Annotated in this window: 14 protein-coding genes; 6 read left to right on the forward strand and 8 right to left on the reverse strand. The window is 65.4% G+C overall.

Going from position 1 to position 12,572, the window contains the following annotated elements:
- Positions 1-37 precede the first annotated feature (37 nt).
- Genes xerD through ACODSM_RS03855 form a run of 3 tightly spaced genes read left to right on the forward strand, consistent with a single transcriptional unit; the run spans position 38 to position 2,989 of the window.
- Positions 38-937 (forward strand): site-specific tyrosine recombinase XerD, encoded by a 900-nt coding sequence (gene xerD / locus ACODSM_RS03845; protein WP_476017251.1) that lies wholly within the window; start codon positions 38-40, stop codon positions 935-937.
- Between the two features lie 54 nt (positions 938-991).
- Positions 992-1,954, forward strand: coding sequence for a Bug family tripartite tricarboxylate transporter substrate binding protein (locus tag ACODSM_RS03850; RefSeq protein WP_488804373.1), 963 nt, complete (start codon positions 992-994; stop codon positions 1,952-1,954).
- A 51-nt stretch (positions 1,955-2,005) separates the two neighbouring features.
- Positions 2,006-2,989 (forward strand): Bug family tripartite tricarboxylate transporter substrate binding protein, encoded by a 984-nt coding sequence (locus tag ACODSM_RS03855; RefSeq protein ID WP_488804374.1) that lies wholly within the window; start codon positions 2,006-2,008, stop codon positions 2,987-2,989.
- An 83-nt stretch (positions 2,990-3,072) separates the two neighbouring features.
- On the opposite strand, the gene ACODSM_RS03860 is transcribed toward ACODSM_RS03855, so the two are convergent.
- The 3 genes from ACODSM_RS03860 to ACODSM_RS03870 all read right to left on the reverse strand — a co-directional run bounded on the left by ACODSM_RS03860 (position 3,073) and on the right by ACODSM_RS03870 (position 6,645).
- A complete protein-coding gene (locus ACODSM_RS03860; RefSeq protein WP_488804375.1) occupies positions 3,073-4,353 on the reverse strand; it encodes an EAL and HDOD domain-containing protein in 1,281 nt (426 codons plus the stop codon).
- A gap of 101 nt (positions 4,354-4,454) precedes the next feature.
- Positions 4,455-5,720, reverse strand: a complete 1,266-nt coding sequence (locus ACODSM_RS03865) for an EAL and HDOD domain-containing protein (RefSeq protein ID WP_488804376.1) — start codon at positions 5,718-5,720, stop codon at positions 4,455-4,457.
- 121 nt (positions 5,721-5,841) lie between these two features.
- The gene (locus tag ACODSM_RS03870; RefSeq protein ID WP_476017253.1) at positions 5,842-6,645 is read right to left on the reverse strand and encodes a ferritin-like domain-containing protein; all 804 of its coding nucleotides are present in this window, start codon (positions 6,643-6,645) and stop codon (positions 5,842-5,844) included.
- A gap of 113 nt (positions 6,646-6,758) precedes the next feature.
- On the opposite strand from ACODSM_RS03870, the gene ACODSM_RS03875 reads away from it, so the two are divergent.
- From ACODSM_RS03875 to ACODSM_RS03885, 3 genes are all read left to right on the forward strand, one after another.
- On the forward strand, positions 6,759-7,283 hold the full coding sequence (locus ACODSM_RS03875) for a gamma carbonic anhydrase family protein (protein ID WP_015013323.1): 525 nt from the start codon (positions 6,759-6,761) through the stop codon (positions 7,281-7,283).
- A gap of 46 nt (positions 7,284-7,329) precedes the next feature.
- Positions 7,330-8,322: an Hsp33 family molecular chaperone HslO gene (gene hslO / locus ACODSM_RS03880; protein WP_110959292.1), complete on the forward strand. Its 993-nt coding sequence runs from the start codon at positions 7,330-7,332 to the stop codon at positions 8,320-8,322.
- Between the two features lie 216 nt (positions 8,323-8,538).
- Positions 8,539-9,009 (forward strand): CZB domain-containing protein, encoded by a 471-nt coding sequence (locus tag ACODSM_RS03885; protein WP_110959291.1) that lies wholly within the window; start codon positions 8,539-8,541, stop codon positions 9,007-9,009.
- On the opposite strand, the gene ACODSM_RS03890 is transcribed toward ACODSM_RS03885, so the two are convergent.
- The 5 genes from ACODSM_RS03890 to kdsA form a co-directional block, all read right to left on the reverse strand.
- Positions 8,990-9,565, reverse strand: coding sequence for a hypothetical protein (locus ACODSM_RS03890; protein ID WP_488804377.1), 576 nt, complete (start codon positions 9,563-9,565; stop codon positions 8,990-8,992). The two genes, ACODSM_RS03885 and ACODSM_RS03890, sit on opposite strands and share 20 nt — an antisense overlap.
- A gap of 68 nt (positions 9,566-9,633) precedes the next feature.
- Positions 9,634-9,912: a septum formation initiator family protein gene (locus tag ACODSM_RS03895; RefSeq protein WP_015013327.1), complete on the reverse strand. Its 279-nt coding sequence runs from the start codon at positions 9,910-9,912 to the stop codon at positions 9,634-9,636.
- A gap of 110 nt (positions 9,913-10,022) precedes the next feature.
- Positions 10,023-11,309, reverse strand: coding sequence for a phosphopyruvate hydratase (gene eno / locus ACODSM_RS03900; protein ID WP_291441639.1), 1,287 nt, complete (start codon positions 11,307-11,309; stop codon positions 10,023-10,025).
- 101 nt (positions 11,310-11,410) lie between these two features.
- Complete coding sequence (locus ACODSM_RS03905) at positions 11,411-11,701, reverse strand: DUF1330 domain-containing protein (protein ID WP_056640013.1); 291 nt, start codon at positions 11,699-11,701, stop codon at positions 11,411-11,413.
- A gap of 3 nt (positions 11,702-11,704) precedes the next feature.
- Positions 11,705-12,562 carry a 3-deoxy-8-phosphooctulonate synthase gene (gene kdsA, locus ACODSM_RS03910; RefSeq protein ID WP_056743422.1) on the reverse strand — a complete coding sequence of 286 codons (858 nt, stop codon included), beginning with the start codon at positions 12,560-12,562 and terminating at the stop codon, positions 11,705-11,707.
- Positions 12,563-12,572 lie beyond the last annotated feature (10 nt).

The following is a 12,572-nucleotide window of genomic DNA, read 5'->3' on the forward strand; positions in this document are numbered from 1 at the left end:
GTAGCTGAATGCACGCGATGCATGCTATGGTTTTTGGATGCTTGCTCCCAGTCTGAACGCCATCGACACCTTTGTGGACGCCCTGTGGCTGGAGGACGGCCTGTCGCGCAACACGCTGGCCGCCTACCGGCGCGACCTGACTCTGTACGCGCAGTGGCTGGCCGACCAGCAGCCCGCACTGGCGCTGGACGACACGGCCGAACACCACCTGCAGGCCTACTTTGCCGCGCGCCACGCGCAGACGCGCGCCACCTCGGCCAACCGGCGCCTCACGGTGTTGCGCCGCTACTTTCATTGGGCGCTGCGCGAGCGGCGCATCACTACCGACCCCACCGTGCGGCTGCAGGCCGCACGCCAACCGCTGCGCGTGCCCAAGACCTTGTCGCAGGCGCAGGTGGAGGCGCTGCTGAACGCGCCCGACCTGGGCAACCCCCTGGGCCTGCGCGACCGCACCATGCTGGAGCTGATGTACGCCAGCGGCCTGCGCGTGACCGAGCTGGTCACGCTCAAGACCTTCCAGGTCGGCCTGAACGAAGGCGTGCTGCGCGTGATGGGCAAGGGCAGCAAAGAGCGCCTGGTGCCGTTCGGCGAAGAGGCGCGGGCATGGCTGCTGCGCTATCTGAACGAAGCCCGTGGTGCCATCCTGGGCGGGCAGCAGACGGACGACCTGTTCGTCACCCAGCGCGGCAGTGGCATGACGCGGGTGATGTTCTGGGTCATCGTCAAAAAGTGGGCGCAGGTGGCGGGCATCACGGTGCCGCTGTCGCCCCACACGCTGCGCCATGCATTTGCCACGCACCTGCTCAACCACGGTGCCGACCTGCGCGTGGTGCAGCTGCTGCTGGGCCATGCCGACATCTCCACCACCACCATCTACACCCACGTGGCGCGCGAGCGGCTCAAGTCCTTGCACGCGCAGCACCACCCGAGAGGCTAGCGGGCTGAACGGCGCGCCAGACCGGTTTTACACACCACAACAAGGAGACATTGCATGAAAAAACTCATCGCCGGCGCGCTGCTGCTGGGGGCGGCCACTCTGGCCATGGCGCAGGCCTGGCCCACAGCCAAGCCCATCCGCCTCATCGTGGGGTACCCGCCGGGCGGCGGCATCGACTTTGCAGCGCGCACGGTGCAGGTGCCGCTGCAGGAGCTTCTCAAACAGCAGATCGTGGTGGACTACAAGCCCGGTGCTGGTGGCATGCTGGCGGCCACCGAGCTGACCCGGGCCGCGCCCGATGGCTACACGCTGCTCTTGGCCAATACCGGCCCGTTCGCCATCGCACCCTACTTGCAGCGCAAGATGCCGTATGACCCGCTCAAGCAGTTCAGCTACATCGGCCAGATCAGTCAGGGCAGCTATATCGCGGTCACCCGTCCGGACCACCCGGCCAAGGACCTCAAGGAATGGGTGGTGTGGGCTAAGGCCAATGCAGGCAAGGTGAACTTTGCATCGGGCGGCGCGGGCACGTCCACCCACCTGAATGGCGAGCTGATGAACCAGGCGACGGGGCTGGATGTGACGCATGTACCCTACAAAGGCAGCGCCCCGGCTGTGCAGGACTTGATCGGTGGACAGACGCAGTTATTGATCGATGCGGGACCGGTGCTGCTGCCGCAGGTCAAGGGCGGCAAGCTCAAGGCGCTGGCAGTGACGGGCCCGCGCCGCGACCCGCAGTTGCCTGACGTGCCCACAGTGAGCGAACTGGGCCTTGGGGGCATGGAGTCCGTCGGCTTCCAGGGACTGGTGGGCCCCGCAGGGCTGCCCAAAGAGGTGGTGGACAAGCTGGCTACCGAATTGGCCAAGGTGCTTGCTCAAGCGGAGGTGAAGGCCAAGTTTGCGTCCACAGGTTCGGAGGTACATTCTCTCGGACCCGCGGAATTCTTCAGCTTTGTGAAGGGCGAGAACGACAAGTGGGCCAAGCTGATCCGCGAGCGCAAGCTCGAACTGGATTGACGGGTGTGCCCTGACGGCCGCCCATCGAACTCTTCTCCATTGGCTCTCACCATGAATCTGCATTTTTCTCGCTGCCAGTTGGTGGCCGCCGCTGCGGTCGCGTTGGCGGTCTCGCCCGTCGTGGCTTCGGCCCAGGCGTGGCCAGCCAAACCTATCCGCATCATCGTGGCCTACCCGGCGGGGGGCGTGAGCGACAACATCGCCCGCGCGCTGGCCGACAAGCTGGCCGTGCAACTGGGCACCCCCGTGGTCATTGAAAACAAGGCAGGCGCCAGCGGCAGCCTGGGCGTGGACGCGGTGGCCAAGGCGGCGCCCGACGGCTACACGCTGGGTTTTGCAGCGGTCAGCCCCCTGGCGCTCAATCCGCACCTGGGCAAGTCCCCCTTCGATCCGCAAAAGGACATTGCCCCGGTGGTCAGCGTGATGTATTCGCCCGTGCTGCTGCTGGGCACGCCCGCGAGCCGTGCGACCGACTTCAAGGACCTGATCGCGCGTGCGCGGGCCCAGCCCGGCACGGTGCGCTGGGCCACGTCGGGGCAGGCGTCGCTGGGGCACATCATGCTGGAGCAGATCCAGTCGGTGGCGCAGGTGCAGATCACGCACATCCCCTACAAGGGCGGCGGCCAGCAGATGAATGACGCGCTGGGCGGGCAGTTCGAGGTGCTATCGACCAACGCCGGCCCTGCGGTGCTGCAGCACATTCAGGCGGGCAAGCTCAAGCCGCTGGCGGTGGGGGCTCCGGCGCGGCTGGATTCGCTGCCCCAGGCGCCCACGCTGGCCGAGCTGGGTCAGCCAGCGGCCAATCTCTCGTCCCTGTTCGGCATCTATGCCCCGGCGCAGACGCCCAAGACGGTCATCACGCGCATCAACACCGAGGTGAACAAGGCGCTGGCGCTGCCGGACATCCGCGCCAAGCTCGATGCCACCGACAACGTGCCCACCGGCGGCACCACGGCCGAGTTCGCGCGCCAGATCGCGCTGGAGTCCGAGAACAACGCGCGCATCATCCGCGCGGCGGGAATCCAGGGCAACTGACCGTTTGCACTGGTTGAAGCCCCAGAAACGCCACAGGCCCTGTCGAAGCAGGGCCTATGGGCTTTTTGGGGGGAAGAGCGGGGCTATTCTTCGTTCAGGCTCTCGGCCCAGGTCAGCGCCTGCAGGTGGGCCCAGTTCACCTGGCGGTTGGACAGGTGCAGTGCATCGGCGTTCTTGGCAAAAGCCACCTCGTCGCCGCTTTCGCAGGCCTTGGTCAGCTCCAGGAACGGGGCAAACACACCGGTGCCGCGCAGCAGGGCGTCCATCACCGGTTCGGGCAGGGCCACGGACTCCAGTGCCTTTTCGAGCGGCACGCCCAGCATGGTGTCCAGCAGCGAGAAAACGCCGACCACGAAGGCGTTGTCGCATTCTTCGGGCGGCAGCAGCTCGGCAGCCAGCAGCTCCATCAGGCGGCCGCGCACCACGGCAGTCTGGCCCACGGCCGGTGGCGCTCCACCCGCCCGCGAGGTGGTCATCAAGAGGGCTGCCCAGCGGAACAGCTTTTTCAGCCCCAGGATCATCACTGCATGGCGGAACGAGGTGATCTCGCACGACAGGCCAAAACCCGAGGAGTTGATGAAACGCAGCAGGTTGAAAGACAGGGTGGGGTCTTTCTTGAGCAGGTCTTCGATCTCGGCCGTGCTGGCCTGTTTGCGCACCAGGTTGATGAGCTGAATGATCGTGGCCTGCGAGGGGCGGATGGTGGTGGCCTTGACCAGCGAGGGGTGAGCAAACCAGTAGCCCTGGAACAGCTTGACGCCCAGGTCACGCATCAGCTCATATTGCGCCGCCGTTTCGACCTTCTCGGCCACCAGCTTGGCCTTGCTGTGGGTGGTGGCAAATTTGACCAGGGGGGCTGCCAGCTCGGGCTTGAAGGCCTGCATGTCCAGCTTGATAAAGGCCGCCAGGGGCAGCCAGCTGGTGTAGGCGCGCTTGAGGGCCTGCTGGTCAAACGCCAGGCGAAAGCCGCGTGTGCGCAATGCTTCCAGGGTAGGCAGGCGGCCTTCGATTTCTTCGGGGGTGGCGCCGTCGGGCAGGGGGGGGACTTCCAGCACCACCTTTTCAGGGTGGATCAGCTCCAGGTGGCCGCCCGAGAGGCTGTCGTGCGTGCAGTTGATGAACACCGTCTTCTTGCCGACCAGGGCCTCGGTGCCCGCATAGGACAGGGCGTTGAACAGCAGGGCCGCATCGCTGGCGGCGGTGTGCGAGTCGGACGCGGTGGAGCGGTCGAACAGCTCGTAGCCATAGACCGCGCGGCTTTCGTCCACGATGGCCTGGCGCGCAATGATGGCAAGGTTCTCGTCCACGGGATCGACCACAGGCGCTGCGGCGTCCGGGGTGTCTTGTTCGGGTGTGCTCGACATGGGGTCCACTGAAATGAAAGGCTGGCGATCATTCTAGACCGCCGGGCGTTGGCAGAGAACCAAAGTCTTGCCAGGGGCCGCCGGTGTGGCGGCGGTACCTGTCAGTCGCTGATGTGGTCGGCCCAGGCCAGCGCCTGCAGGTGGGCAAAGTTGATCTGCTGGCTGGTCAGGTGCAGCAGGCCAGCAGCGCGGTCAAACAGGGCGTCGTCGCTGGACTCGCAGGCCTCCGCCAGGGTCAGCAGGTCGCCCAGGAAGCCCTCGCGCCGCAGCAGCGCGGCCGCCACGGGCTCGGGCACGTTGAGCAGGCCAATGGCCGACTCCATGGGCATGGAGAGCATCACATCCAGCAGCGAGAAGATGCCCACCACAAAGGCCTGGTCGGCATCCTCGGGCGGCAGGGTCTCCAGCGCCAGCAGCTCCATCAGGCGCCCGCGCACCACGGCGGTGTGGCCCACTGACGACGGCGTGCCGTTGTTGCGCGACGCGGTCAGCAGCAGCGCGGCCCAGCGGAACAGCTTTTTCAGGCCCATGAGCATCACGGCCTGGCGGAACGAGGTGATCTCGCGTGACAGGCCAAAGCCGGCCGAATTGATGAGGCGCATCAGGTTGAAGGCCAGGCCCGCATCCTTCTTGAGCACTTCCTCAATCTCGTCCGTGCTGGCCTGTTTGCGCACCTGGTTGATCAGCTCAATGATGCTGGCCTGGGACGGCGTGAGCAGCTTGGTCTCGACCAGGGCCGGGCGGGCAAACCAGTAGCCCTGGAACAGCTGCACGCCCTGGCTGGACACCATGTCGTACTGCTGGGCGGTCTCCACCTTCTCCGCGATCAGCTCGGCTTTGCTGTGGCGGCCTGCGTAGCTGATTAGCACGGCCAGCTGGTCGGGCGCCAGCACCGACAGGTCCAGCTTGATGTAGTCCGCCAGGGGCAGCCAGGGGGCGTACGCCGACTGCAGCACCGTGTGGTTGAAGGCCAGGTGAAAGCCCCGGTCGCGCAGCCCGGTCAGGATGGGCAGGCGCGTGGCGACCTCTTCGGCGGCCGCATGGCCCAGGGGCGGAATCTCCAGCACCACCTTGTCCGGGTCCACCAGCTCCAGGTGGCCGCCCGACAGGCTTTCGTGGGTGCAGTTGACGAAGATCAGCTTCTTGCCCACCAGCTCTTCGGTGCCGGCGTGCGATAGGGCGGTGAACACCAGGATCACGTCGGTCGCGGCCGTGTGGGCGGCGCCGCTGCGCGAGCGGTTGAACAGCTCGTAGCCCACCACCACCTGCTGCGCGTTCACGATGGCTTGGCGCGCAATCATGGCGACCGACGACTGGTTGCCGGGTGGGGGCGCGGGCGGTGTGCCGGGGGTGAAAGCTTGGGTCATGGGTGTGGGCTGGGTGTTCTTGAAATAGGAAGCGCGGGCCCGCAGAGGGCATCGCCGGGAATTGTAGGAGTCATCGTATTCCCCTCAGGTTGTCCGCAGGCTCTATGCCAGGGTGTGCGGGTCAGGCTTGCTGCAGCCAGCTCAGCTCGGCGTCGCTGAACCCGGCGCTGCGTCGCGCGGACTCATTGAACGGAGGCTTCAGGCGGGGCGCTTCGTACTTCTGTACCAGCGCGCCGTACAGGGTTTCCGGGTCCTGGCCCGCGCGTTCGCACAGCCAGCGGTACCAGTGGTTGCCGATGGCCACATGGCCCACCTCGTCGTGCAGGATCACATCCAGGATGGCAACGGCGGTCAGGGCATCGGGTGTGCCCACCTGGCGCAGCTTGGCCTGAATCTGCGGCGTGGCATCCAGCCCCCGGGCTTCGAGCGTGCGGGGCACCAGGGCCATGCGCGCCAGCACGTCGTGCCGGGTCTTCTCGCACATGGTCCACAGGCCTTGGTGGGCCGGAAAGTCGCCATAGTCGTGGCCCTGGCTGCGCAGGTGGTCGCGCAGCAGGCGGAAGTGTTTGGCCTCTTCGGCCGCCACGCGCATCCAGTCCAGGTAGTAATCGCGCGGCATGCCGTCAAAGCGCCACACGGCGTCCAGCGCCAGGTTGATGGCGTTGAACTCGATGTGTGCGATGGCGTGGATGAGAATGGCGCGGCCCTCGGGAGTGGCGGGCGAGCGGCGGGCCACCTGGGTGTGGCGCAGCAGCTCGGGGCGCTCGGGGCGGCCGGGCAGGGCGTCTGGATCGGTGGGGGCCGCAGGGGCGGTGTCTGCTATTGAAAGCGTAGCTGCTTGGGCAAACAGTTCTAGCGCTGCAGCCGCTTTTTGTTCGGGGTCTGCCAGGCACAAGACCTGCAGTGCACGGTGGCGAAGCTCCATCCTTACAATTCTAGGCCTTGCCATCGGCACCAAGGCTTGCGCTTTGTAACGATTGGCGACCTCTCAGGGCGCGCCATGGCGTGCCGCTTCTTTGGTTTCTGCGGAGTGGGTGCATGGCAATTTACGAACTCGACGGTGTGGCTCCCCAAGTGGCAGCGTCGGCCTGGGTGGCCGACAGCGCACAGGTGATGGGCAATGTGGTGCTGGGCGAAGACGCCAGCGTGTGGTTTGGCACCGTGGTGCGCGGCGACACCGAGAGCATCACCATCGGCGCGGGCTCCAACATCCAGGACGCGAGCGTGCTGCATGCTGACTTCGGCAAGCCCCTGGTGGTGGGCGAGCGGGTGACGGTGGGCCACCAGGTCATGCTGCACGGCTGCACCATCGGCGACGAATCGCTGATCGGCATTGGCGCCGTGGTGCTCAATGGCGCCAAGATTGGCAAGAACTGCCTGGTGGGCGCGGGCGCGCTGGTCACCGAGGGCAAGGAGTTTCCCGATGGCTCCATGATCATCGGCAGCCCCGCCAAGGCGGTGCGTGAACTCACCCCCGAGCAGATCGAAGGCCTGCGCCAGAGCGCCCAACACTACATTGACAATGCGCGCCGCTTCCAACGCGGCCTGCGCAAGATTGGCTGAGCGGGCATCTTCCCCGCCTGCCACCTCATTTTTCCTGGAACCCTGCGTGTCTGAACTCCACAAGTTTCTTTTCGATGGTCTGCCGGTGCGCGGCATGATCGTGCGCCTGACCGATGCCTGGACCGAGATCCTGAAGCGCCGGGCGGGCAACACCGCCACCGGCGCCTACCCCGCGCCGGTGAGCGAGTTGCTGGGCGAGATGGCCGCCGCCGGTGTGCTCATGCAGTCCAACATCAAGTTCAACGGTGCGCTGGTGCTGCAGGTGTTTGGGGACGGCCCGGTCAAGCTGGCCGTGGCCGAAGTGCAGTCGGACCTGAGCCTGCGCGCCACCGCTACGGTGAACGGCGAGGTGCTGCCGGACGCAAAGCTGAGCCAGATGGTCAATGTGGGCGGCGGTGGCCGCTGCGCCATCACGCTCGACCCCAAGGACCGCCACCCGGGCCAGCAGCCGTACCAGGGTGTGGTGCCGTTGCATGGCGACCACCACGAAAAGCTGGAGCGCCTGTCGGACGTGCTGCAGCACTACATGCTGCAGTCCGAGCAGCTCGACACCATTCTGGTGCTGGGCGCCAACGACCAGGTGGCGGCAGGCCTCTTGATCCAGCGCATGCCCATCAAGGGCGAGGGCAACCTGGCCGCGGGCCTCTCGCACCGCGAGAACGAAGACCAGATCGGCCACAACGAGGACTACAACCGCATTGCGCACCTGGCCTCCAGCCTGACCCGTGAGGAACTGCTGACGCTGGACGTGGACACCATCCTGCGCCGCCTGTTCTGGGAAGAAAAGCTGCTGCGCTTTGAACCCCAGCAGGGCGCCAGCGGCCCACGTTTTGCCTGCACCTGCAGCCGCGAGCGCGTGAGCAACATGCTGCGCAACCTGGGCGCTGAAGAGGCTGAGAGCATCCTGGCTGAGCGCGATGACATCGAGGTGGGTTGCGAGTTTTGCGGGCAGCAATACCGCTTTGATGCGGTGGATGCGGCGCAGATTTTTGTCTCGCAAGGCGCTGCGCAGCCCCCGGGGCCGACTGGCATCCAGTAACGTTCAGCCGTTGCTTGCTTGCTTGCGGGCGCGGCGGTTGGCTGACCATCGTTGACAATCGCCCCCGCCATCCACGCCTAAGATTCCTGGGTCCCTACTCAACAGTGCTGCAGCAGTGCATGTTGTGGCGGGGACCGAAGCATACGGCCGGACCGCAAGGCCTGTGTGCGTTCAAGCGATCAGTTCCGGTCGCGCAGGAAATGAACGAGGGGTGTCATGCAGTTTCTTCGCCGTGTTCTGGGGAGCCACCGGGCCAGCTCGGCTGCGCCTCCGCTGGCGCTGTACGACAGTGCAGCGGCACCAGACTCGCGGCGTGCTGACACCCTGCTCGCCGCGCTGGACATCGACGCAGCCATCAACGCCCACGAGCGGTGGAAAGACCGGCTGATGGACTACCTGGAGGGCCGCACCACCGTCGGGCTGGACCCGGCCCAGGTGCGCCGCGCTGACCAGAGCGCGCTGGGCCGCTGGCTGCATGGCGTGGGCGGCGAGTTGCTGGGCGACCAGCCTGCCTATCCGCTGCTGGTGGCGCGCTACCAATACTTTCATGAGCAGGCTGCCACCCTGGTGGAACTGGCCCAGCAGGGCGAATGGGACCGGGCCGTGCAGGTGCTCAATGGCGGTTACCGCTACGGCTCCAGCCAGGTGGTGTTGCTTCTGAAGGAGCTCAAACGCGGTCTGGCGTAACGGCTGGTGGCGGTGTCGTATCCCGCTGCTCGACCAGTGCGGTGAACAGCCGATGCTCACAAATGGGGTCGCTGCACTTCTCGCAGTTCCAGGCGCGCAACCGGGCCGTTCTGGGCGCGTTTTCAATGTCTAATGCGGCTCTTGCGCTAGTAGAATATGCCTTAGGCGCTACTTTTTGTATAGCAATGAGGGCGTTGCGAGTGCGTTGCTCGCCGGTGCCGTACACCACGCGGTAGGGTATGGATGCAGCCGCCAGGGCGGTGCGCAGCTGGGCATCGCGAGCCTCCTGCGCGGCCCGTTCGTCGGCAGGGCAGGGCTGGTCGAGACCCATCAGCAGGGTCAGTGCCACCGCCTCAGATGCCGGCTGCGGCATGGTCGGTGTGTGGGTCAGGTGCGGGTGGTGCAGGGCGATATGCACCGTGCCGGGGATGATGTGCTGCTGTAGCGCCTGTGCCAATGCCTCTACGCCCGTGTGGGGGGCGCCCAGCAATGCAATCCAGGGAGTGGTGGGAGAGGGCTGCCGCACGGCAATGAGTGAAGCGCAGGCCTTGGTCAATGTCTGCGTGGTGAGAGGGGTCGGCGCAGGGCAGTAGTCAATGCAGCAATAGGGCCCGGCAACGCAGGTCAGCGGGGCGTGAACTGCACGTACACCTCGTTGGGCTTGACCATGCCCAGCTCGCTGCGCGCTTTTTCTTCCACCATGTCCAGGCCTTCCTTGAGGTCGTGGACCTCCGAGGTCAGCCGCGCATTCACTTGGCGGGCCTGCTCATTGGCCGCCTTTTGCACATCAATCTGCCGCTGCATCGCATTGACGCGCGGCACGCTGCCCCGCCCCAGCCAGAGCTGGGCGTGCAGCGCTGCCAGCAACGCCAGCAGGATGACGGGGACGATGCGGGAGACCAACGGTCAACCTTTACTGTTGCAACTATGTTTCGCCGCCGGGCCGCCCCAAGGCGAAACGCGGCCCCCTTGGGGGGCAGGGAGCCACACGCAGTGGACGACCGTGGGGGCCATTACTTCAGGTTGTAGAACGCAGCGCGGCCAGGGTACTGTGCGATGTCGCCCAGGTCTTCTTCAATGCGCAGCAGCTGGTTGTACTTGGCGATGCGGTCCGAGCGGCTCAGCGAACCGGTCTTGATCTGGCCGGCGTTGGTGCCCACCGAGATGTCAGCAATGGTGCTGTCTTCGGTTTCGCCCGAGCGGTGCGAGATCACTGCGGTGTAGCCAGCGCGCTTGGCCATTTCGATGGCAGCAAACGTTTCGGTCAGCGTGCCGATCTGGTTGATCTTGATAAGGATCGAGTTGGCGATGCGCTTGTCGATGCCTTCCTTCAGGATCTTGGTGTTGGTCACGAACAGGTCGTCGCCTACCAGCTGCACCTTGTCGCCCAGGCGTTCGGTCAGGTGTTTCCAGCCATCCCAGTCGCCTTCGTGCATGCCGTCTTCGATGCTGATGATCGGGTACTTGTCCACCCAGGCGGCCAGCATGTCGGTCCATTGCTGGGCGGTGAGCTTCAGGCCGCCTTCGCCTTCCAGCACATAGTGGCCATCCTTGTAGAACTCGCTCGCGGCGCAGTCCAGGCCCAGTGCAATCTGATCGCCCGCCGTGTAGCCTGCGGCTTCGATGGCCTGCAGGATGAGGCGGATGGCCGCTTCGTGGTTCTCGACGCTAGGAGCGAAGCCGCCCTCGTCGCCCACGGCGGTGCTGATGCCCTTGTCGTGCAGGATTTTCTTGAGCGCGTGGAACACCTCGGCACCCCAGCGCACGGCTTCGCGGAACGTGGGTGCGCCCACGGGGATGATCATGAACTCCTGCAGGTCCAGGCTGTTGTTGGCGTGTGCGCCGCCGTTGATCACGTTCATCATGGGCACGGGCAGTTGCACGCTGCCCATGCCGCCCAGGTAGCGGTACAGAGGCAGGCCGGATTCTTCGGCGGCAGCGCGGGCCACGGCCATGGACACGGCCAGCATGGCGTTGGCGCCTAGGCGGCTCTTGTTCTCGGTGCCATCCAGGTCGATCAGGGTCTTGTCCAGGAACGCCTGCTCGGAGGCATCCAGGCCCAGCACGGCTTCGCTGATCTCGGTGTTGATGTATTCCACGGCCTTGAGCACGCCCTTGCCCAGGTAGCGGCCCTTGTCGCCATCACGCATTTCAATGGCTTCGCGGCTGCCGGTAGAGGCGCCCGACGGCACAGCGGCCCGGCCCATCACGCCCGATTCGAGCAACACGTCGCATTCGACGGTGGGGTTGCCGCGGCTGTCCAGAATCTCGCGACCGACGATGTCAACGATGGCACTCATGGTTTTCCTTTTGCAGAAGTTTTAAATCAAATCAGTCCCTAGCGCACGATGTGTAGGCGCTAGCAGCTATCAATGAGGGAGCAATGTTTGTGGGTGCGCGCTCAGACGCCTTCGACGCACACCATGCGCATGATGGCTGCGCCTTCGCGGGCGGCCTTGGCTTTCTGGTACTCGGGCGTGTCGTAGAAAGCACGGGCGGCCTCAAAGCTCGGGAATTTCAGCAGCACGGTGCGGCCGGGGTTCCAGTCGCCTTCCAGCACTTCCACCTTGCCGCCGCGAATGCACACCTCGGCGCCATGCGCCTGCATGGCCAGGGTGCTCCACTTTTTGTACTCTTCGTACTGCTCAGGGTTGGTGACGGTGACGGATGCGATGACGTAACCACTGCTCATGTCTCAAGCTCCAAAGTTGTTTTCGAGGAATCCGTTTTTCTTGGTGACGTCGTCGAGCGCCACCAAGGTCTCCAGCAGCGCCTTCATGTGCTTGAGTGGAACGGCATTGGGGCCGTCCGACCAGGCTTCGGCAGGGCGGGGGTGGGTTTCCATGAACAGGCCCGCTACGCCCACGGCCACGCCAGCACGCGCCAGCACGGGCACCATGTCGCGCGCGCCGCCGCTCACGGCGCCCAGGCCGCCGGGCTTTTGCACCGAGTGGGTCACGTCGAACACCACCGGGGCGCCAGAGTTGCGCATCTCGGCCAAGCTGGTCATGTCGGCCACGAGGTTGTTGTAGCCAAAGCTCACGCCGCGCTCGCAGGCCAGGAAGCGGTCTTCTGACAGGCCCACCTCGGCCGCTGCCGACCGGGCCTTGTCGATGACGTTCTTCATGTCCCAGGGCGCGAGGAACTGGCCCTTCTTGATGTTGACTGGCTTGCCTGACTGGGCCACCGCACGGATGAAATCCGTCTGGCGGCACAGGAACGCGGGTGTTTGCAGCACGTCCACCACGCTGGCCACTTCGGCCACATGCGAGGTGTCGTGCACATCGGTCAGGATGGGCAGCTGCAGCTGGCGGCGCACTTCGTCCAGTATCTTCAGGCCTGCTTCCAGTCCCACGCCACGCTTGCTGGTGCCGGAGGAGCGGTTGGCCTTGTCAAAGGAGCCTTTGTAGATCAGCGGGATGCCCAGCGGTGCACAGGCTTCCTTGAGCTGGCCCGCGACGTCGAGCGACATCTCCAGGCCTTCGATGGAGCAGGTACCCGCGATCAAGAAGAAACGCTGGTCCAGGCCGACATTGAATCCGCACAGCTGCATGGTGAGGTCC

Source organism: Acidovorax sp. FG42, from assembly GCF_057809195.1.